Origin of the sequence: Polycladospora coralii, assembly GCF_014773435.2 — a bacterium.
Classification (GTDB): domain Bacteria; phylum Bacillota; class Bacilli; order Thermoactinomycetales; family Thermoactinomycetaceae; genus Polycladospora; species Polycladospora coralii.
On the sequence record NZ_JACXAG020000002.1, the window covers coordinates 369,685 to 391,326 of the forward strand.

A 21,642-nucleotide genomic window follows, 5' to 3' on the forward strand; every position below is an offset into this window, starting at 1 on the left:
AGGAGGAGCCGATGCTACGTAGACCCTTTGTTTGGCTAGCATGTAGCTTTATAATAGGCGTTATTGGCGCATATTGGAGTTATCAAGATTGGATGAGTTACATGATTTTGTTTTTCATAGTAGCAATCGTTGGGGGAGTCGTTTACTATCATCAAGCACGTGGACTTTTACTTACGATCGTTTGTCTAGGTTTTTTACTCGGCGCTATGCGCATATCTTTTGCGGAATGGGATGCTGAGGCGGAAATGCGGGCTACAGCAGTTGAAGATAAGCGCCTTGTCCAAATGACTGGAGAAATCATCACTGATCCTGTTATTGACGGAGACCAGATATCCTTTATACTTCGCTTGCAAAAATCACAACGAATTCAAGTGCGAATTTATTTGAAAACAGAAAGTGAATGGAAGCAGGCACATCAACTACGCCGCAAAATGATGATAAGCCTTGACGCTCAACTACAACAACCTTCTCTAGCACGTAATCCTTATGGGTTTGATTATAGAGCATATTTGAAGCAGAAAAATATATACTGGGTAGGATATAGCGATCAATTTGAAAGTCTAGATATCATTGCATCGCAGCCTACTCATATCCAACGTCAGTTGGACGAGCTGAGAAGAGGTTTAGCCACTCAAATCAAATCTTTATTTCCTACACCATACGAGGGTTTTATACAAGGTATATTATTGGGATATCGAAATCAAGTCGATCCAGAATTAATTGAAATTTATCAAAATTTAGGTATCATCCATGTGCTAGCGATATCTGGTCTGCATGTGGGAGTTTTAATAGGTATTTTGTATTTTATTCTTAAAAAATTAGGATTGGCACGGGAACATGCTGCGTGGCTTGTGATGATTAGCCTTCCCATATACGTTATTCTAACTGGGGCAGGCATTCCAGTCATTCGGGCGGCTATTATGGGAGGATTTGTGTTGTTATCAGTCGCGCTCAATCGTTGGAAAGATCCGTTATCTTTCTTAGCGATTGCGTTATTGTGTCAACTTATATGGAATCCCTATCAATTATTTCAAGCTGGTTTTCAACTTTCGTATGCCATCACAACCAGCTTGATTCTTGTTGTGAATAGAGTAGATTTTCAGGAAAAGAAAATAAAAAACAGACTATATCAAGCCGTGTTCGTGACCATCGTTGCTCAAGTCAGCTCTTTCCCATTTTTACTTTATCATTTTAATCAATTCTCGATGGTCGCATGGGCATGTAATTTATTATTCGTTCCGATTTTCAGTGGAATCATCTTTCCATTAGCTTGGTTAAGTGTGTGCATGAGTTTTATATCATTTGATCTAGGTGGTTTCATAGCCAAAGTACTTATTTTTCTACTATCATTATTCGATCAGCTCGCAACTTGGGTTGATGGTATGCCAGGTTTACAGTATGCGTGGGCGACTCCATCTCTGGCATGGTTTAGTCTATACGCCTTTGCTATCCTATACATAGGGTTGGCGTGGAACCAATATTTTTATGATTGGAAAAAGCATGTGCTGAGGGCCATGATTTGTTTTGTACTCGTCATGGGATCTTTTATTGCCTTCTCAAACCCGAAGCAGATTGGTACCAAGGTGACGTTTCTCGATGTCGGACAAGGTGACTGTACCGTCATTGAGACACAAGATGGGAAAGTGATTCTAGTTGATGGCGGCGGAAAGCCCTTCTATGCTCAAGCAAAATGGAAGCAACGCAACCACCCTTTTGAAGTGGGGCATGATGTTGTATTCCCTTTTTTAAAAGCAAGTGGTATAAATAAAATTGACTATCTCATTATGACACACGGTGATTATGATCATATCGGAGGGTTACAAGCTATTGCTGAACGTATCCCTATTACGACAGTCATTCGAAATAATCAATTACCTATCCATTCATCTGAGCAAAAGTTGATGGCTACCTTACGAGATCAAGGAAGTAGCATAAAAGTGCCGCAATTGGGATTGAAAGAAGTGATAGAACCAGGCATCGAATGGGAATTCTTACATCCATCAATGAAAAGAGATGATCACAACCAGATCCGTACAAATAATCAATCGATCGTTTTTATGATGAACTTATATTCTTCTAAATTATTGATGACAGGTGATATAGAGGTTGATGCTGAGAAGGAGATAAATGCACGCTGGCAACTGCCAAGGGTGGATGTGTTAAAAGTAGCGCATCATGGTAGTGCTACCTCTACACAAAACGATTGGGTAAATAGGCTCAGACCACAACATGCTATCATTTCGGTAGGACAGCACAATCGATATCAACATCCTTCCCCAGAGGTATTAACAAGACTTACCAGTGTAAACGCGAACATATGGCGAACTGATGAACAAGGAGCCATCGTGATTCATTTTGATGAAACTGGATACAACATTCAGCCGAATATTGTAAAAAGTACAGAATAAAGCGGTGCCCCACTTACTAGCAGGGTAGGTGGATCGGTCAGTATTTAGAGCGTATTTATTATGCGTGCTCATCAGCAAGGGAAACTGCATCGATACATAGGCACAGTCCGTTCTGCTACTAAATAATCTTACCAAGCAATATTGTTGTTTCCTTTGTCTTACACTTTGTGCATCTAGTTCTCACTTTTGACTCATTCGATATGGTATAGTTGTAATACAATTTAATACTGATCTAATAAATAAACTACTCATATGTATATAGATCCTCAACATGAAAAACACCCGTAATGAAATGTGAGTTGGGTGTTTTTTGTTGATCTCTTTTAAGATTCATACTAGTTTGTTCTTTATAGAAGATAGAGGGCTGATGATAAGATTATAAAAAGACGCAACTCATACACCATTTGAAATGTCTATAAAAAGAGGAGGAAGTCGGTTGAATGATTTAGCATTAATTTCACGTGCTCAAGCAGGTGAACGAGAGGCAGTTATCGAGTTACTGCGAGAACTTGAGCTTCCTGTATATCGAACTGCTTTTTATTTGATGAAAAATGAACATGATGCGCGCGATGCTTCGCAAGAAGCATTGCTTAAGATATATCGTTATTTACCGACGTTTAAAGGTGAAGCGAGCTTTTTGACATGGGTACAGCGAATCGTATCAAATGTATGTATGGATATGTATCGCAAGCAAAGCAAGGTGGTTCCTATCGCAGAAGATGGAGCACAGCTTGATTATAAAGGAAGTAAAGAAGTGGAGAGCGGTGGGATTGCAATCGATCTGAAATCGGCGATTAACGCTTTGCCTGACTTACAGCGGCAAGCGATTGTCTTACGATATATTCATGACTATAACTATCAAATGATTGCAGAAACGATGGATCTTCCACTAAACACGGTTAAATCACACTTGTTTCGTGCTCGCAAAAAACTACAAGAGTGTTTACAAGATTATCAAGATGAGGGGGGAACATCGTGGACTATGAAAAGTTAATGGAGTTGATTCAAAAAGAGCTTGACGGTGACTTAAGTGTTGATGAAAAGTTGCAGTTAGAAATGCATTTCAAACACTATCCAGCTGATCGTGACTTAGCTGATCGTTTTAATCGTTTACATGATCGCTTGATACATCTACCTCAGGTGTCACCAAAAGAAAGTATAGTTGATTCTATCATTCCACAAATTGATGAGGAACTGAGTCCCCCAGTAAGGCGTATATCTAAATCGTGGAAGAGAATAAGTATAGGAGCTGGAGCAGGAATTGCGGCAATGATTGCGGTTTTTTTCCTATGGCAAAGCATTCCGATTCCAACAGAAGAACATGCTCAAATCTCAATGGATACAGCATTTGAACATAAACAACAACAAGAATTAGCACCTGAGACTAAACTTGAAGGAAAAGCAGATAAATCTAATGGAACGATGGGTATTGCGCAAAATGATCATATCGAAAACGTCATCTCTCCTACAGGGGAGTATATCGCCACATGGGAACAAAATCGACTTGTGGTGAATCACAAAAATGGAGCGATTCAATTTGAAAGTGAGCCATTCTCTGAAAATCGTCAATTAAAAAAGCTGGAGTGGAAGACGAATGAAATTGTTCGCGTAATCTTAACGAATCCTAACCCAAACGAAGTACTAGATCCCTTAGAATTTGATATGATAAGTGGGACACAGTTAAAGTAAGCGTGGTGAAGACATGGAACAAAAGTGGATGACACAAATAAAAAATAAACAGTGGTCTCCAGTCTATATCTTTTATGGTGAAGAAACTTTTCAGATGGAGGAAACGATTAACTGGATGAAGCATCAGTTAGGAGCATCTGTTGATGAAGCTTTTGGATCTGTCGTTGTGATAGATTTACAAGAAGTATCCATTCAGTCTTTGATACAGGAAGCTGAAACAGCTTCATTTCTCGGTGAGAGGCGGTTAGTTATTGGAACCTACGCTACTTTTTTGACGACAACAAAACAGAAAAGTATTGATCATAATTTAGATGCTTTAATTGCTTATCTGAATGACCCATTTCAACAGAATACGGTGGTTTTGACTGTAACCACCCCTAAATTAGATCATCGTAAAAAAGCAGTAAAAGTAATTGAAAAAGAGGCGATTACGCATCAATTTGAACGACTGCAGGGACAATCTCTCATTCGATGGGTAGAAAAGCGGCTGAAGAAATATGGTGTGCACGCACAGCAAGGTGCTTTGATTGAACTTTGCACTTTGGTGGGAAATGATTTGCGCTTACTGGATCAAGAATGTCATAAAATCGCAACCTTTATGCAAAATCAAGGGGAAGTGAGCAAAGAAACCGTATCCGCTTTAGTTCCACGTACGTTAGAACATGATGTTTTTAAATTGATTTCTTTAATCGCGCAACAAAAACTAGAACAAGCGTTTCAGATTTGGTTGGATTTAATCTATCAAAATGAGGAGCCTGTAAAAATACTGGCCTTAATTATGCGACAGTTTCGGTTGATCTTACAAGTTAAGTTGCTAAGTAAAAGAGGAATGAATGATAAGGAAATGGCATCTCAACTTAAAGTTCATCCCTATCCAGTGAAACTAGCTCGTCAACAAGCGCAATCATTTACAGATGAAGCGTTACGACAGCTTTTGATGCAAGCAATTGAAGCAGATCAAGGCATTAAAACAGGTAGACTCGATAAGCATTTAGCCGTAGAACGGTTGCTTTTTTCATTGAAAAAATAGAAGGAGATTAAATATGGAAAAGAATCGTTTGCAGGAACTTCGGAAGAAGCAAGTGATTTATCTCAATACACTATTTATCTTATTGGTCGGTGTTCTTCTTACACTTATTTTGACTGGCGTACAAAGTAGCATGATATACATCTTATTGGGAATTACATTTCTAATTCCCGCGCTCTCTGTACAGATTTTTAAAAAAGCAAATCCGTTGTTAGAGCTCTTTCCAGCGATGAAGGAACTACATTTATACGAGCGGGAGAAACTTAAAAAGAGTTGGCGAAACTATTATACTGCTAGCTCCATCTTACAAGTAGCAGTTAGTCTTTTCTTTTTTTCACAAGTCATTGTACGTGATCAATCTGGCGCTTTTATCGATGGTATTCCACTTTGGTATTTGTTTGCGATTCCACTGTTGTTTTTGATCTTAATGAATAACAACTTACGATTACATGCCAAGAAAATTGACCTCAAAACAGAAGAGCAACTACAGGTGTATGCTTATGAGCGCAGATTGTTTGCGATTGTATTTGCTTCAGTAGCATTAGTCATGATCGTGCTCGGCTCCATCTTTGTCATATTAGTAAGCTAAAAAACCAAGCATTCCGTTAAGGGATGCTTGGTTTTTTAGCCTTTATTCTTCTCAAGTGCTCAGTCTATTGATCCCTTCAAAATGCGACTCGTTACATCATAAGCAGATGTAAAGGAAAGTTCCGATAGTTGACCTTCTCCTTGACACCAATCACCAGCAAAGTATGTGTTAGGCAAACTGTACATCTTAGTTGGCATTAGCATTTGCTCATCTTTACACTTGATTTCCTGTACAGTAGCACGTTTAGAAACACGCTTTGCACCAAGACGATCTCGCCAACCTGGAAAATGCTTGTCATAAACAGCTTCTATCGTTTCTACTTTCTCATCCTGCTTCTTATTGGCAATTTCCTCATCATTTAAATAGGCAATCGCTTGTAACAGTTGCCCGCCAGCAGGTACACAAGTTGTATCATAATGTGAAATATCGGTAATAAAAACGCGTTGCGCTTTTTGATAAATATACGTATAGGGGCTTTCAATGCGCTCACTTAAACCAATATCATATACGACCACTTGTGTAGGTGAAAATGACGTATAGCGTTCAAATATTTTCTCATATGAAGTTTCTGCAAAGATTTGTAATAGCTCTTTGGGCGGAATGCAGAAAATAAACTGGTCAGCCTCATATTTTTCCTCTTTACCAAAAATGGCTGTAACGCGGCTTTGGTCCATCTCTACACCCGTTACTTTTTCTTTGGTGACGATATTTCCGCCATTTTTTTCAATAATTTGCTGAAAAGATTCGACAATGGATTGCCATCCACCACCAATATAGGCCACCGCACGTTGTGTTGAGAAAAGACGGCGGTAATATCGGAAAAACAAAGGGGATGGAATTTTTTCGGGCTCATTGGTAAAAAAGTTGGATGATGCGACTGTTAATAAAATATCGCGAACCGGTTCAGGCTCTTTCTGTAAGTATTCTCCAATGGGAACCCCTTCTTCACCACGCTCGATGGCGGACATTGTTTTAAAGATTTCATATGCAAAGCGAAACTTATTTTGTGAATCTAAAATCTTTGTTTTGTAGAGACCATCTAATGTAGCAGGCATCCGGGTGGTATAAGAACCCATATCATAAAATGCTTTTTCAGGCGAAAAGTCTTTCCAATCGACTTGTAAATCAATTTCACTTTCAAATTTGCGCAAAATTGATTTATCTCGTGCATAAATGGCATGTGCTCCAAAATTAAAATTATACCCTTTTAGCGGAATCGTGATCGCTCTTCCTCCCAGTTTGGGAGACTTTTCTAAAACGGTAACGTTATAGCCATTGTGAGCAAGTCGAGCTGCAGCACTAAGGCCTGCTAATCCTCCACCAACCACAACTACTTTTTCAGACAAAAGAAACACGCTCCTCTAATTCATGCATCTATTCATAGAATCTGCGAGTTAAACGCTCGATATCCATAAAGGTCAAAGACAACGTTCTTATTGTACCAAGTTATGAATGATTCGAGTAGGCTTTCACTAGTGTTCAAAAATTTCATTCTACTACTATGTGAAATGACTACATTTTTTTAGGTGAATCCACTTGTATATTCGAATATAAAAAAGGAAAAAACAAGGAAAACGTGTAGCGAAAGGTGGTTTAATAAATGTTAGATAAGGTGCCCCAATGCTGCTCTGAATTAGGGGAGTTAGAGATCGTTATGCTTTGTAAGCCATCCGAGCTTTCGATTCCGGATATGAAGACCGCATACCAAGTAGGGTGGAAAGCACCAGTAGATCAGCGAAAAGCACTTGCGTCTCATCTGCACATGCGACAAGTTTTAGAGGAACAAGGTATACAAGTGATTGATTATTCAGAGTATCTTTCTGCAACGGAGCTTAAATTAAATGACCAATTGATCAATCGTTGCTATGTACGTGATCTGGCAGGTATAGTCAGGAAGCAAGTGATTACAGGTCGACCTGCGATATCGATGCGTCTACCGGAGTATGATCAGGCGCATCAAGTCATGCAATCATGGTTTAACCCAGATCAGTTTTTTACGCCAAATGGAACAAAAGGGGCTACATTAGAATTTGGTGATGTATCTATTTTAAACCGCGATGCGATTGTAATCAATGTAGGGAAACGAACGAGTATAGGGGCAATCGAATCGATTAAGCAAGCGATATTTGATGCAGGCTTTTCAGAAATAGCTGTGATCGATTTGCCGCGCCATGATGACACCATGCATCTTGATTTTAATTTTAATGTGATGGCGGCCAATCTTGTTGTAGCTAAATCATTTTTACGCTTCTTTCCACTTCGCGTTATTTGTAGAGAACATACGCGTTACGCTATGTTTGAAGATTATATGCGCTATCATGGATATGAAGTGCATGCTTTGTCATCCTATGACACGATTCCAGATATAAACTTTTTAAATATAAATCCGGAAACAATTTTGATTAGTCAACAAGCGAATACCGCGCGCGTATTGGATCATCCCAAATTGAAACAAAAGAAAGTAATAAAAGTAGATGTAACCGAATTGGAAAAAGGGGGCGGGGGAATCCGCTGTATGACTTTACCGCTAAGAAGGAGGGAGATTTCATGAGGACCATGACTTGGTGGCAACTCTCCTTACTTGGGGTAGGTTGTACGATTGGTACAGGTTTTTTTCTCGGCTCCAGTATCGCGATAAAAAAAAGTGGACCAGCCGTCTTCATTCCTTTTTTGCTTGCTGGAATCGGGACATATATCGTATATGATGCGTTAGCTAAAATGTCAGTGAACCATCCAGATCCAGGGTCATTTCGTACCTACGCCCAGAAGGCGTTTGGGAGATGGGCTGGTTTTGGCAATGGTTGGATGTATCTCATAGCAGAAATGTTAATTATGGGGAGCCAATTAATCGCATTAGCAATCTTTACCCGTTTTTGGTTTCCCGATGTTCCGCTATGGTTGTTGGCAACCATCTATGCTATCTTAGGACTACTCCTGATATTGACGGGCTTAAAAGGATTTGAAAAAGCGGAAAATCTATTTGGACTATTAAAAACAGCAGCAATCATGATGTTTATTTTGATTGCACTTGCGATTTGGGCAGGTTGGATTGGTGATCGTACGGCTGTGCAGATGCAATCCTTTGATCTTTCCACCATTTTTTCAGAAGGTTTAAAAGGAGTGTGGTTGGCCTTACTTTATGCTTTTTATGCTTTTGGCGGAATAGAAGTGATGGGTTTAGTGGTGATTGATCTAAAAGACAGGCATGAAGCTCCCAAAGCTGGACGTGTTATGATTTGGTTGTTATCGATCCTATATCTCGGATCTATCCTATTGGCCCTCATTCTTGTTTCATGGACTCAAATTAGTAGCAAAGAAAGTCCTTTTACTACTGCATTAAAAAGTGCTAAACTCCCATACGTTACGGATATTTTTAATGGTATTTTAATCATTGCTGGATTCTCAACTTTAGTAGCGTCACTCTATGCTGTGGTTACCATCTTGATCTCACTTGCAGAAGACAAACACGCCCCCGCAACTTTTGCTAAAAAAGGAAAGGGGAAAATACCACCAACTACTTTTTTGTTTGCTTTGTGTGGGCTCTTTGTGTCGATTGTGATTGCTTTTTTACTACCCAATCAGATATTTGAATATATGACGACAGCTGCTGGGCTTATGTTATTATATAACTGGTTATTTATTTTATTTACCTATGCGAAATGGATGAAATTAAGTAAAGTAGAGTGGTTAAAAGTTGGGGTGGGAACCTTATTCATATTGGTAACGGTATCAGGTACGCTAGGGGAGCAAGCAAGTAGGTACGGATTCTATGTTAGCTTGCTTTTCATGGCCATGGTGGTTGTAGCAACAGGTATCAGGAGCAAGAAGTTAGCGTAGAAAAGTTTGTTTTTCTTTCAAACGCTGGAATGGACACTTTGATGGACTAAGGTCATCATCACTTAAAAAATATTGCTTCCACTCTAGGTTATCCCCTTCGCCGTACCATTTTAGATCTGGATGAGCGGGCTTACCATCATACTGAATGAGCCGTTTCCGAATCGCTTGCTTCATCGTTTTTCCTAAATGAGTGGATTGATTGATATGAGTAAACACCCAACGAGGTTGAAAGGCGATTAAAAAGTTCTCAGCACGGCGACTCTTGCGTGTTTGATGTGCAGGTGTAGCACAGAAAGCAAAATAAGGTTCGCCACCAAAGCAAAATTCCCATTTGGGATCAGTGGGCTGGGATGGAATTTCAGCTGGCCAAGGAGATGGATCTAATGGTGTTAGTTGATTTAAAAGGTTCCAAAAAAGTTGACGATAATCTTCAATTGTATACTGGGTTTGCATATCTTGTGGGGTTTCAAATAGCGTGACTAAAGAGGCATAGGTTCCTGTATTGCGGGAACACATGCCATATGTTTGTATGGCTGTAGCTAATTGGTGTGGAGCGCTTTCTGTGCGTGGATCAGCGATAAAAGAAAACCGTAAATGATTAGCCAGAAATCCTTGTCTACCGGGTATGCAGGGATAGGTATTCTTATCATCTGCAATCATGGTTGTAAATGCTTGGTAAGCGGTTTGTTGCCATGGTGCGAGAGTGGAAAAATTGTCTTCAATCCATTTTTTATCTAATATGGGATTCACTTTCATTCCTCCTCTATACCCGATAGCCTATTAAGGAAGAGTAAGGAGGGTGTCTGTCTACCAACCAAATAAGAGCAGTGCTTTATACCCGAAGTAAAGTCCAAATCCAATTAAGGATAATCCAGCTCCCATAGAGACCCACTGTAAAAGTTTTGAATGGAGCATTTTTTTAAAGCTGGAAGCGATAGTAGCCATAATAATATCCCAAAGAAAAATACCCACAAAGATAGCGCCTGTATACAGAATCATTTGCATAGGTTTGTATTGACTACTTGCTTGTGCGAGCACAGATCCATAAATACCGAGCCAGAATAAAATATTTAAAGGATTGGAGACTGCCATAAAAAAACCGGTACGAAACGATTTTCCAAGTGTTTCAGAAGGAGCCGAACGAACCTCCATTCTTTTTTTAGAAGTGATCATACTTTCAATTCCTGTATACGTTAGGACAAAAAAACCAAATAGAAATAGGAAAGTTTTCATAAACGGTGTTGTTAAAAATTGTGCAATACCAAAATAGATGAGAACCATAAACAGCCCATCTGCTACCATCGCACCCATCCCGACTAACCAGGCATGGAGAAAACTATATTGAATTCCCTTATTTAGTTGTGCTGCATTAATGGGACCGATCGGTGCAGAGAGGGAGAGACCTAATAGAATATAGCTAAAAAATGGATTCATAAGCGACCTCCTCAAGCTTGTACATGATGTATATTATGGTATCTTATTCTGAATTATACATATATAAAAGAAAAAAAGAGTAAGTTGAGCGGTCTACACATTATACTAAAAGGGAAAAGTTATTTGGCTCCCCTTCAAAATCAAATGATTGCAATACAATGTAGGGATACGAACTTCAACGCATAACGATTCGTATACCATTTTTCACAGATGTCGATTTTTATGATTTTTCCATATAAAACCTCATCTATTTTGCTCTCCATACCCCTTCAATAATAAGATGATTGATCCCCACTTTATAAGTGGGAATTTAAGAGTTCCTACTACATAAGATAAGAAGGTGATTGATCTCATGAGATCGGGTGAAGGGGGATTAAAATCAGATGAAGACTATACGCCATGGGATAACGGGGGATGGAACGAGTGATGGATAAGATGGATATGCTCCAACAATATAACTATGTACTGGGTACACAGACGATTGGACCTGCTTATCAGTTTACGTCTTCAAATCAATTAATGGAGACGGCCAATCGCATCTTACAGATGGGTTCCAATATCATTAAATTTAATTTAGATCCATACTCCTACCAATTAACTGAATTTTACGATTTAACTAATCGATATTTAGAATTACTACAGCAAGATACGCCTTTTCACCAATTACTAACTTTGGACTTTCAATACTACTTTTTCTGGATTGAAACAGCAGGTTCGATTTACTTGACGGAAGAGCTATTTCTTCAGTCCTTAGAGTTGGAATATACACGTGTAAAAGAAGTGACGAAATATCTGCTAGAAACATTTCCGGATAAATATTTTTTTATGGGTCACTGGGAAGGAGATTGGCGCTTAGTAAACGATCCCGGAAGCTTTCCAATTTGGGATGTTTATCGCAGGGATATTCCAGAAGAACGGATTAGAAATATGCGACGTTGGATTGAGACGAGACAACGAGCGGTAGATGATGCCAAGCAAGAGGTGAACCCAGAAGGAAAGGTATTTAACTATCTTGAAGTTAATATTGTAAAACCAGTTGTTGAAGACCCTACTTTTCAACGCCTTGTAAATGAAGTACTTCCACATGAAGATGTAGATTTAGTGTCCTATTCTTGCTATTTGGCAACACAGGAAATTAAGACGTTAGCGGATATGGAAAGGGAACTGCCGATCTACTTAGATTTTATTGAGGCGAATCTAAAACCTAAGGCAAATATTCCTTTTTCTAAACGGGTGTTTATTGGTGAATTTGGTTACCCGGTATTACGTGGACGATCATTTGACCCTGCCACACCAGTGGAACAAAAAGAACGGAGTGAAATTTTGGCACGCGTTGCATTACAATGGGGGACACCATTTGTTTTATACTGGCAAATGTATGATAATGAGTGTGAATGTTTGTTAAATCCACCCGATTGTAGAGCGGAACAGCTAAGTTGTAATGGTTTCTGGATGATAGACAATCAAAATCGAGAACAGCCTATTTACGAACTTTATCAATGCTACCATACACTTGCGAAGAACTGGCTGATTGAAAATAATTTTCCATCACAGGAGCAGTTAATGGCTGAGTTGCCTCGCTTTTTAGCTGAAGCGAATCAAAAAGTAGTGGGTTCAAAACCTCCCCATTCTTCAATCAAGAAAATGAAACGATTAAAGCGCTTGAAACGACCGAAACGGCTTAAGCGTCTTAGTCGTTTAAAGCGTAAAATTTTGATAAAGAAATGTAAGCGAAGACCTGGATAATGTCAAGGAGAACTGAACATGCATAAAATCGTAAGTGCTTGCTTTGCGGGTGTACAATGTCGATATGATGCTAAACATAATCAGGTAACAAAGATCCAACGACTGGTACAAGAGGGAAAAGCAATTCCAGTCTGTCCAGAGCAGATGGGGGGATTAACGACGCCTCGCAATCCCGCTGAAATTGTAGGTGGCGACGGAAAAGATGTATTAGCAGGAAATGCTCAAGTAATCGACAACCAAGGGAATGATGTGACAAAAGCTTTTATTCGCGGTGCCTATGAAGCTTTGGCCATGGCACAGCGTGTGGGTGCTAAAGAAGCCATTTTGAAAGAGAGAAGTCCTTCCTGTGGGAGTTGTATGATTTATGATGGCAGCTTTACCGGTAATAAGAGAGAGGGGCTTGGTGTAACTGCGGCATTATTGGAACAACACGGTATTCACGTGTCATCTGAAGAAACTTGAAGGATTCTGCCCGTCATATTGTCCATCTGAGCGTTTTTTGTCCTGTTTTAAAATGCCGTCCACTTCAAAGCCATGCTTCTTATAAATGGAGATGGCTTTTTCATTTGTTGCAATTACTTGCAAACTTATTTTATGAATATTATGAACATCGGCCCACTTAAGAGACGCTTGTAAAAGTGCTTTTCCAATCCCATATCCCAATAAATCTGATAATTTATTCCTGTACATGTGCCACTAAAAATAAGTGGTTTGCTTTGATTTTATGTGGTGGAGCTTTAATCCGCCTAATTCCCCGATGTTCCAGTCTTGGCTGAAATAAAACATACCGTCCTCTAATATGAGGACAGTATGTTTCTTAATTTCTTCATCTTATCTTCTTCGACGTAGCAGATTTTTCATCAGTGGCATGTTCCTAAAACTTGGCTTAAGATGTTTCATAAGTTCGTGGGCAGCAGTTGGACTCAGATTAACCGTTCGAGTAGATAATCGAAGGAGAGCACGTTCGAAACCGCTTTGGGTTTGAACCAATTCAACCATAGCCATTTCAGATTGACCTCCAGCTAAAACTGTACTTAACTCTTGTGCGACAGTTGCAGACAATGGGATTGGCTTTCTTCTTGCCGTTATCAAAGCGATACGCCCATTTCGACGTGTGATTTGTACACTGACTTTCACTTCATTTCGGCTAGAAGCTTTCATTTTTTTCATGTATACACCCCTTATATAAATCGCAAGTCGCTTTATACTATGGCGTACTAATACATTTCGGATAAACAGTTGTACAAAAAAGCGCTTACTGGACGGCCTAAATTGAAGTGAATCATAATAAGAGGAAGAGATATAAGAAATTTCTTAATTGACTATGTATATATAAGCATGTATACTGACTGAATCCATTTAGGGTAACGTACACATCATGAACAGTAGCATAAGGAGAGAAAAAATGGAGCGGATCATTGTATTATTTTCTCCTTCTTCCCTTTTTATAATGGATTACCCTTACAGATAGAGGTGTTATCACGTAAAGGATACCTCCTGTTCTCGCTCGATATGCTTGACATGATGGTGCAAAAAATAAATTTGACTCATTTTCCAGATAGAAGAAAAGGGGTACCATTATGAGAATAATTTTGAATCTAATCCTGCTGATTAATATTGTCTTTTATTTGGGATATTTATTAATGAAATATGGCTTTGAAATGAAAGTTAATGTGCGATTTTGGGATTGTTATCTACTGATGGGACTGGTTATTTCATTTGTGGTTACTTGGTTAAAAGAAAAAATATAGAAAATTGTTACATATACCAATGTTTGTCTTTATAGCAGATGAACGAACAAATGTGCTATGATGATAGAACGATAAAGTGTGATCATGATTCATTGATGAGGTGGATATAAATTTGATACAACTTGCCCATTACAAACCAGAGTACCGGACAGTCTTAAATAATTTTGACTTACCAAAAGAGCAATTGCAATTCACGGCTTTGCCTAAAGATGCACTTCATACTTGTAGTCATGAGGTGCACCGTTTTCCAATTGTAATCTTGCATGAAACAATTCCCGTTGGTTTTTTTGTTTTAAATACAGGACGTGACATACAAAAATATACGCTGAATTTAAAAGCCATCTTTGTGCGGGCGTTATCGATCAATTATGCCGACCAAGGAAAGGGCTATGCCGAAGCCGGGATGAAAAAGCTACCCCAGTTTGTGTCTCAATACTTCCCATCCTTCACCGAAATCTTGTTGGTAGTGAATGATAAAAATGAGCCTGCGCGACGTTTATACTTGAAGGCAGGGTTTACAGATACCGGCCGAAAAAGCGAGGGGCCGATAGGAAGACAGTCGATATTTTCATATGCACTTTGACTAATCTTTCTTTTTCTCTGCGATGTAAGCGACCATTTGCCTAATAAAGGCGAGATCATTTTGGTCTAATGGTATGTCATCATACAGAATGGGGCCTTCTGCTAGATAAGTTTTGAGATCTTTAATTTTGCTTGGGGGATGTAGATACGCTTGTCTGCCAAGTAAATAATCCATTGAAACTTGGTGGTAGTCGGCAAATTTTTCAATCAGATCAAAAGGTGGTTTTCGGTAGTTTCGCTCATAATTGGATATGGATTGATTTGGGATGCCCAGTGTTTGTGCTAACTCGGTTTGACTTAATCGTTTTGCTTCTCTTAAAATGCGCAAGCGATCCCCTAGTGTCATTTGTAATCCTCCGTAGTACGATTCACTTTACTTTTATTATAGCTTGATCCGCTTATTTTCTCCATAAAGGAGAATAGATATATAAATAAACAAAGACAAACCCTGCTCCTATCTTAGAGCGAGGGTTTGTTTCATATGAAGCTTTGTTTGCAGTTGTTTATACTGAATATACATAGAGATACGCCAAGGAAGTAACATGCCAAAAGCTAAGATAAAAAACAAACCTGCCGTTTGGAATATACTCAAATATTGTTCGATATAGCTGTGCAAGGAAAAGCGAACAATGCCCAGTAATAGAAGAATGAAAATAAATGCACGAGATCGCTTTAAGTAAATCTGATCCTCAACAATGTGAAACTGTGAGGTCCGGATCAGAGGAGTAGCTAAAAAAATGGCTCCTATAGCAAACGAAAAAAAAGCCCAACTCCAAGGGATGCGTGTTGTGGGAAGCAATATAAACATGAGAAATCCAGTACTCATCGCAAATGGCGGTAGTATGATCTTTTTGGCTGATGTTGGTTTTTGTGTTGCACGTATCCTTAACACCATTATCGTAATGCCCATACAAATGGCTGTAATCGGAATAAGTGTTTGAATCTGAAACGGAATCATTTGTCCCATTGGACTCCCTCCTGCTTCTAGTGAAAAGCTAGCACAATTTAGGTCGTTTGTAAATATCATTCCCTTGACTTTCAATGAAAATACAGGATATGATGGGTCTAATGTGTATGTGTACTATTCATTGTAACAGCATTGAAGAAGAAGAGTAGCATGACTCATCTTGTTTAGAGAGTTGGCGGGTGGTGAAAGCCAATCAAGATGCCATGTGAATGGACTTTGGAGCTGCTTTTGAAAAAGCCGGTTGATTGCCGTTATCAATCTGAAAGTGTGTTTGATTCATATCAAGCAAACTAGGGTGGTACCGCGAGTAGAAAGCTCGTCCCTATTGGGGATGTGGCTTTTTTTATTTGGAAAAAGGGGTGTTATAAATGGAACGTGTATTGTCTGGTGTACAACCTACAGGTGATATACACATTGGAAACTATTTAGGGGCGATGCGTCAATTTGTGCAACTGCAAAATGAAGCAGATTGTTATTTTTGTATTGTAAATTTGCATGCTATTACAGTCCCACGTGATCCACAAGAACTATTACAAAAAACATATGACCTTGCTGCGTTGCATTTAGCAATCGGATTAGATCCAGATAAAGTCACCTTATTTGTCCAGTCTGAAGTGAGGGCGCATGCCGAAGCTGCATGGCTTCTTCAATGTGTGGCTCGCATGGGTGAGCTTAATCGTATGATTCAATTTAAAGAAAAGGGGAAAGGGTCCGAATCGGCAGTGGCTGGACTTTTTACCTATCCTGTCTTACAAGCAGCAGATATCTTACTTTATCAAGCGAATCGTGTTCCAATTGGTGAAGATCAAAAACAACACTTAGAATTGACACGTGAAGTAGCCGAAAGATTTAATCGTGATTATCAAGATGTGCTTAAGATACCTGAGCCTTTAATCGGTAAAGTAGGTGCACGGATTATGGCATTGGATCAACCTGAGAAGAAAATGAGTAAAAGTGCAGATAGTGACTTCAACTATATTACGCTTCTAGAAGATCCGAAAAAGATTGAAAAGAAGTTGAAACGTGCAGTCACCGATTCAGAAAATGTGATCCGCTATGATCCTGAAACCAAGCCCGGTGTAAGTAACTTGCTCGTTATGAATAGCTTGTTGACTCAAACGCCTATCCATACGTTGGTACAGCAGTATGAAGGAGAAGGGTATGGACGGTTGAAGAAAGACTTAATTGAAATAATGATGGATCATCTTACACCGATTCAACAAAAATATGCGGAAATTAGACAGTCTGAAGAACTGGTTCGCATCTTAAAAAATGGCGCCGAGAAAGCAAACGCCGTTGCTGAAGATACGCTACGTAAAATGAAAGATGCGATGGGGATTGTATAAGAGATGATCAGCCACACAAACAAGTGTGGCTTTACCCTTACAGGCTCAAAGGATTTGTTATAAAATAGAGGAAAAGGAGGAGGCGTCAATGCGAAAATATATAAGGGAGTTCTTCACTTTCCCAGATATTATGTTTGCATGTTTTTTATTTAGTAGTGGCTTTATCTATCTGTTGTTTCAGCCAAATAAATTGATTCATATCGGATTGTTTTTGGTTGGGGGGATTGCCTTCGCCATAACGGAATATATGACACATCGATACTTGTTTCATTTAAAACCACCAAAGAATAAAACGTTACACCAATTATTAAAGCGCTTACATTATCAGCATCATGAAGATCCGGAAAATTTAAAGTTGCTATTCTTGCCCGCTTGGTATTTTTTACCCCAATTTATTTTAGTGGGAGCAATTGCCTATGCGATCCTAGGTCAATGGGGAGGTACAGTAGCCATTCTTACAGGTGTGATTGCCTATCATTTATATTACGAATGGAAGCATTATATTGCCCATCGCCCGATCAAACCGCTGACCCGATGGGGAAAATCAATTAAGCGCTATCATTTATTACACCATTTTAAAAATGAACATTATTGGTATGGGGTAACAAATAGTGCCATGGATAAAATTATGCATACTTTCCCAAAAGAAAAAGAGATTGAAACGAGTGCAACGGTTAAAGAATTAGATGCCAGCAAATGAAAATCCATAAGAAAAAACGGTCCTGAGTGGACCGTTTTTTCTTATGGATTTTACGCTTCTAATAACTGTAATTTTTTAACCAAACGAGATTTTTTACGAGCTGCAGCGTTTTTGTGGATAAGACCTTTTGTTACAGCCTTATCTAAGCTACGTGATGCAACTTTAAAAAGCGTGGTCGCTTGTTCTTTATCCTTTTGATCAATAGCCGTAATAAACTTTTTCACATCTGTACGCATAGCTGATTTTTGAGCAGCATTGCGAATACGACGATCTTCGTTTGTTTTAGCGCGTTTAATCGCAGATTTGATATTAGCCAATCCGTTCACCTCCCGCTAACAGGATAACGCATCCCATTACATGCAACATGCAATATTCTAGCATGTGAGTGTACAAAAAGCAATAAGAAGCCATATAGAATAATCCAATTACGAACGAGTAAAGAATAAGAACGATAGAATGATGAGGGAGGATTTGGGAATGAATGAACATCAAATTGATTTAAGTCAATATGCTGTCCGAACGGATTTAGCACGTGAAGGACATGAAATGGCAACACAACGACGCGGTGAGGATTCACCTATTCCTGGTGTTTATATTGAAGAAAACACACAAGATGGCATTACCACGAGTTGGATTCGTATCGAAAATCAAGAGGGTGCTGCTGAAATTGGTAAGGTGCCAGGACTATACTTCACTTTAGAAGTACCTGGATTACGATCTGGAGATTCCGGATTAGAACAGCGTGTTTCACAACATTTTGCAGAGCAATTTCATCATTTTATGGATGAAGTAGGAATTGCACCAAATGCAACCTGTTTAGTGGTTGGTTTAGGAAATGTGAATGTTACAGCGGATGCATTAGGACCGATGGTGGTTAGACATACAATGGTAACCAGACATCTTTTTGAATTAGCACCTGACCAAGTTTCAGATGGCTATCGATCCGTATGTGGTGTTGCACCGGGTGTATTAGGTACTACGGGAATAGAAACAAGTGAAATTGTACGCGGAATTATTGAAAAAGCCAAACCAGATTTCGTCATTGCATTTGATTCGCTCGCTTCTAGAGCTTTGTCACGTGTAAATACAACCATACAAGTAGCAGATACGGGTATTCATCCAGGATCGGGAGTAGGAAATAATCGGCAAGCATTAAACAAAGAATCTTTGGGAATCCCTGTGATTGCGGTGGGTATTCCCACTGTAGTTGATGCCGTAACCATCGCACATAATGTCATTGATTTTGTAATGGCACACCTAAGTCGAGAAATTGAAGGGATAAAAAATAATCCGCTCGATCCCTATAATCGACCATCGATCCAAGAGCTTGAGCTTCATGAACCATCGCCGGAGAGTAAAAGTAAAATGCTAGGCATGTATGGAGAACTAGAACAAAATGAAAAAAGGCAGTTAATTCATGAGGTGTTGCAACCGCTAGGGCAAAACTTAATTGTAACTCCCAAAGAGGTGGACTCTTTTATAGCGAACATGGCGAAAACGGTTGCCAATGGATTAAATTGTGCTTTACACGAAGCTGTGACTATGGATAATGTAGCCTCACACACTTCCTGATCGTGATTACGAGGAGAGAAATCTCCTCTTTTTTATTTTTAGGGTGGGTTCAAACTCGCAATGATAGAAGTGGAGCTTTAATCAGATCAAATAGAGAATCTACCTACTTTCTCGATGTTTCAACTTTGATTGAAACGAGTTCATCTGTTCGAAATCAGTAGTGTCAATGATCTAAAATATATGATGTCCCGTTCTAAATCTATCAACCTATTCATAGGGTAGGAAAAGAAAAGTTGATAGAGGTGGGATAGGGATGAGGAAAAAATATAGAGGTTTTACCACTGTAAATATGTCAGGAGAAAAGACGCGTAAAAGCCTTGTGTTATTTGCTTTTGGTATCGCTATTCTATTTCTCATTGTAGGGGCAATTTTTATGTCACATGCCAAAGGTGCCATGCAAAAATCAGATATCCATAAAGTGACCAGTCGTATATCTGAACAATCTCTCCTTATGGTCATGGCTGAAAATATACCTTATTTACAGGAACAGTCCAATGGTAAACAGTTAGAACATACATTATCACGTATATTATTTGAAGCGGCAACTAGTATTAACTTTCGTGATCCTAGAACTTTCTTAGGAAAAGAAATGCCAATGTTTGCTCTTTTTGATAGTGAAATTATTTTAGCTAGTGAAGATGTAGATTTCACATCCATTCCGATTGAATCAGCGCCTCCTCCAGAATTAGAAAAAGAAATTCAAAAAGCAATGGAAGATCCAGAACAAAAAAATGAAACAGAAGATGTAAATAACGGAAGTGTTGAAGAGAAGAAAGTCCTTATTTATACCACACATTTCTGGGAATCTTATCTACCTGAGCTAGGAAAAAAAGCACATCCTAATGCCAATCAGGCTACTGATGTACACAATAATATTACTAAGGTTTCTACGTACATGGCCAAAGCCTTAGAAAAAAAAGGAATTGGTGCAGTCGCTACTCAGAAAAAATATTCTGCTAAAGGTTCGTATAATTCATCTCGTAAAATGGTAACAACTGTAATGAAGCAGCACGAAGATGTTACTTATTTAATCGACCTACATCGTGATTCCCAACGAAGAGCCAAAACGACAAAAACAATTCATGGAAAAACATATGCACAAGTTGTTTTTGTTGTTGGAAAGTCCAGTAAAAACTATCAACAAAACTTAAAACTCGCAAAAGAGATGCATCAGGCGATTAATCAGAAATACCCGGGCTTATCAAAAGCGGTGATCACCAAAGCGAGTGAAGGTGGAAAAAATAACGGGGAATATAATCAATCATTATCTCCCAATAGTATGCTGGTCGAAGTTGGTGGAGTCGATAATACATTTGAAGAGGCTTATCTTACAGCAGATGTATTAGCTGAGGTATTAAGTGCACGTCTACAAAATGCTACACCTGTGTTAGGGAAACCCAAAAAGCCGTAACCCAGTGGTGTTGATTAACCAACATACATGACGAACGATAAAGTGAAATCATGAAATTCAACATGCTTGAGCGTAACCTGCTTATTTTATTGTTACTTGGCATGAGATGGAGTGGAAAATGATGCGAGAATTATTAAAAATAGGTGCTTTTGTGGTGGTTTTACTCATAGGAGTCTTTTTGGGGGTTTATTCAGCAGAAAAGAATATGCAAAAGATGGCAGGGATTGAGGGGGCGACACGTACCATACAAATTACACCACAAGGAGATAAAGTTGAGATATCCGTTTTAGGACAAGATATTAAAGCTGAAAATCCAGTGGAAAACGTGGAGCCAGTGAAAGAAGTAGTCGAGATGCAAGGAAGTAAGCTAGCTGTGATCGGAAACCAAATTGGAAATCATTTGCGAACGGGAGCGCGTAAGGCGATCGAGTTTATGGTCGGGTGGATGGGGCAATCAGACACGAAAGAAGATGTTGAAATCAAAATTGAACAAGGTTAGGAATGCGCAATAAAAGGTTTCATTGAAGCGTACCTTGTTGCCTGCTATAATGAGGAGATGCAGTTCGCCTTTTAAGCAGGAGGG

At 39.1% G+C, this 21,642-nt stretch carries 23 protein-coding genes, 1 pseudogene and 1 other annotated feature; of the genes and pseudogenes, 16 read left to right on the forward strand and 8 right to left on the reverse strand.

Features of this window, described 5'->3' with window-relative positions; all coding sequences use genetic code 11:
- Positions 1–11: 11 nt before the first annotated feature.
- The 5 genes from IC619_RS06035 (at position 12) to IC619_RS06055 (ending at position 5,713) form a co-directional block, all read left to right on the forward strand.
- Positions 12–2,408 carry a DNA internalization-related competence protein ComEC/Rec2 gene (locus tag IC619_RS06035; RefSeq protein ID WP_191138995.1) on the forward strand — a complete coding sequence of 799 codons (2,397 nt, stop codon included), beginning with the start codon at positions 12–14 and terminating at the stop codon, positions 2,406–2,408.
- Positions 2,409–2,844: 436 nt separating this feature from the next.
- Entirely contained in the window at positions 2,845–3,402 is a 558-nt protein-coding gene (locus IC619_RS06040; RefSeq protein WP_191138994.1) for an RNA polymerase sigma factor, read from the forward strand.
- Positions 3,384–4,097, forward strand: a complete 714-nt coding sequence (locus IC619_RS06045; RefSeq protein WP_191138993.1) for an anti-sigma factor family protein — start codon at positions 3,384–3,386, stop codon at positions 4,095–4,097. Before IC619_RS06040 ends, IC619_RS06045 begins: the two co-directional genes overlap by 19 nt.
- 13 nt (positions 4,098–4,110) lie before the next feature.
- Entirely contained in the window at positions 4,111–5,127 is a 1,017-nt protein-coding gene (gene holA, locus IC619_RS06050) for a DNA polymerase III subunit delta (protein ID WP_191138992.1), read from the forward strand.
- Positions 5,128–5,140: 13 nt separating this feature from the next.
- Entirely contained in the window at positions 5,141–5,713 is a 573-nt protein-coding gene (locus IC619_RS06055; protein ID WP_191138991.1) for a hypothetical protein, read from the forward strand.
- Between the two features lie 59 nt (positions 5,714–5,772).
- Here the strand turns inward: IC619_RS06055 and IC619_RS06060 are convergent, their stop codons facing one another.
- Positions 5,773–7,059, reverse strand: a complete 1,287-nt coding sequence (locus IC619_RS06060; RefSeq protein WP_191138990.1) for a phytoene desaturase family protein — start codon at positions 7,057–7,059, stop codon at positions 5,773–5,775.
- A 254-nt stretch (positions 7,060–7,313) separates the two neighbouring features.
- On the opposite strand from IC619_RS06060, the gene IC619_RS06065 reads away from it, so the two are divergent.
- Together IC619_RS06065 and IC619_RS06070 are read left to right on the forward strand one after the other, a co-directional pair.
- Positions 7,314–8,264 (forward strand): arginine deiminase family protein, encoded by a 951-nt coding sequence (locus IC619_RS06065; RefSeq protein WP_249669725.1) that lies wholly within the window; start codon positions 7,314–7,316, stop codon positions 8,262–8,264.
- Complete coding sequence (locus IC619_RS06070; protein WP_191138989.1) at positions 8,261–9,550, forward strand: amino acid permease; 1,290 nt, start codon at positions 8,261–8,263, stop codon at positions 9,548–9,550. The genes IC619_RS06065 and IC619_RS06070 overlap by 4 nt, the downstream gene beginning before the upstream one ends.
- Here the strand turns inward: IC619_RS06070 and IC619_RS06075 are convergent.
- The gene (locus IC619_RS06075; protein WP_191138988.1) at positions 9,542–10,306 is read right to left on the reverse strand and encodes a YqcI/YcgG family protein; all 765 of its coding nucleotides are present in this window, start codon (positions 10,304–10,306) and stop codon (positions 9,542–9,544) included. The two genes, IC619_RS06070 and IC619_RS06075, sit on opposite strands and share 9 nt — an antisense overlap.
- Before the next feature lie 51 nt (positions 10,307–10,357).
- Entirely contained in the window at positions 10,358–10,984 is a 627-nt protein-coding gene (locus IC619_RS06080; RefSeq protein ID WP_191138987.1) for a LysE family transporter, read from the reverse strand.
- Positions 10,985–11,410: 426 nt separating this feature from the next.
- Here IC619_RS06080 and IC619_RS06085 point away from each other — a divergent pair, with 426 nt between their 5' ends.
- Complete coding sequence (locus tag IC619_RS06085; RefSeq protein ID WP_213260838.1) at positions 11,411–12,730, forward strand: hypothetical protein; 1,320 nt, start codon at positions 11,411–11,413, stop codon at positions 12,728–12,730.
- An 18-nt stretch (positions 12,731–12,748) separates the two neighbouring features.
- On the forward strand, positions 12,749–13,192 hold the full coding sequence (locus IC619_RS06090) for a 2-thiouracil desulfurase family protein (RefSeq protein ID WP_191138985.1): 444 nt from the start codon (positions 12,749–12,751) through the stop codon (positions 13,190–13,192).
- Here IC619_RS06090 and IC619_RS06095 read toward each other — a convergent pair.
- A pseudogene (locus tag IC619_RS06095) lies at positions 13,175–13,405 on the reverse strand (GNAT family N-acetyltransferase); the annotation flags it as partial. The gene IC619_RS06090 and the pseudogene IC619_RS06095 sit on opposite strands and share 18 nt — an antisense overlap.
- Before the next feature lie 156 nt (positions 13,406–13,561).
- On the reverse strand, positions 13,562–13,900 hold the full coding sequence (locus IC619_RS06100; protein ID WP_191138983.1) for a hypothetical protein: 339 nt from the start codon (positions 13,898–13,900) through the stop codon (positions 13,562–13,564).
- 410 nt (positions 13,901–14,310) lie between these two features.
- Between IC619_RS06100 and IC619_RS06105 the strand changes: the two genes are divergently transcribed.
- Together IC619_RS06105 and IC619_RS06110 are read left to right on the forward strand one after the other, a co-directional pair.
- The gene (locus tag IC619_RS06105; protein WP_191138982.1) at positions 14,311–14,481 is read left to right on the forward strand and encodes a hypothetical protein; all 171 of its coding nucleotides are present in this window, start codon (positions 14,311–14,313) and stop codon (positions 14,479–14,481) included.
- 112 nt (positions 14,482–14,593) lie between these two features.
- Positions 14,594–15,064, forward strand: coding sequence for a GNAT family N-acetyltransferase (locus tag IC619_RS06110; protein ID WP_249669726.1), 471 nt, complete (start codon positions 14,594–14,596; stop codon positions 15,062–15,064).
- Here IC619_RS06110 and IC619_RS06115 read toward each other — a convergent pair whose 3' ends face one another.
- Both IC619_RS06115 and IC619_RS06120 read right to left on the reverse strand, forming a co-directional pair.
- Positions 15,065–15,409, reverse strand: a complete 345-nt coding sequence (locus IC619_RS06115; protein WP_191138980.1) for a helix-turn-helix domain-containing protein — start codon at positions 15,407–15,409, stop codon at positions 15,065–15,067.
- 108 nt (positions 15,410–15,517) lie between these two features.
- Positions 15,518–16,030 carry a CcdC family protein gene (locus tag IC619_RS06120; protein ID WP_191138979.1) on the reverse strand — a complete coding sequence of 171 codons (513 nt, stop codon included), beginning with the start codon at positions 16,028–16,030 and terminating at the stop codon, positions 15,518–15,520.
- A 123-nt stretch (positions 16,031–16,153) separates the two neighbouring features.
- Positions 16,154–16,357: a binding site (T-box leader), on the forward strand.
- A gap of 41 nt (positions 16,358–16,398) precedes the next feature.
- On the opposite strand from IC619_RS06120, the gene trpS reads away from it, so the two are divergent.
- Positions 16,399–17,376: a tryptophan--tRNA ligase gene (gene trpS / locus IC619_RS06125; RefSeq protein WP_191138978.1), complete on the forward strand. Its 978-nt coding sequence runs from the start codon at positions 16,399–16,401 to the stop codon at positions 17,374–17,376.
- 88 nt (positions 17,377–17,464) lie between these two features.
- On the forward strand, positions 17,465–18,076 hold the full coding sequence (locus IC619_RS06130; RefSeq protein ID WP_191138977.1) for a sterol desaturase family protein: 612 nt from the start codon (positions 17,465–17,467) through the stop codon (positions 18,074–18,076).
- A 50-nt stretch (positions 18,077–18,126) separates the two neighbouring features.
- Here the strand turns inward: IC619_RS06130 and rpsT are convergent, their stop codons facing one another.
- Complete coding sequence (gene rpsT, locus IC619_RS06135) at positions 18,127–18,393, reverse strand: 30S ribosomal protein S20 (protein ID WP_191138976.1); 267 nt, start codon at positions 18,391–18,393, stop codon at positions 18,127–18,129.
- 160 nt (positions 18,394–18,553) lie between these two features.
- Between rpsT and gpr the strand changes: the two genes are divergently transcribed.
- From gpr to IC619_RS06150, 3 genes are all read left to right on the forward strand, one after another.
- Entirely contained in the window at positions 18,554–19,648 is a 1,095-nt protein-coding gene (gpr, locus tag IC619_RS06140; RefSeq protein ID WP_191138975.1) for a GPR endopeptidase, read from the forward strand.
- A gap of 253 nt (positions 19,649–19,901) precedes the next feature.
- Positions 19,902–21,059, forward strand: coding sequence for a stage II sporulation protein P (spoIIP, locus tag IC619_RS06145; protein WP_191138974.1), 1,158 nt, complete (start codon positions 19,902–19,904; stop codon positions 21,057–21,059).
- Positions 21,060–21,180: 121 nt separating this feature from the next.
- On the forward strand, positions 21,181–21,558 hold the full coding sequence (locus IC619_RS06150; protein WP_191138973.1) for a DUF3679 domain-containing protein: 378 nt from the start codon (positions 21,181–21,183) through the stop codon (positions 21,556–21,558).
- Positions 21,559–21,642: the final 84 nt, after the last annotated feature.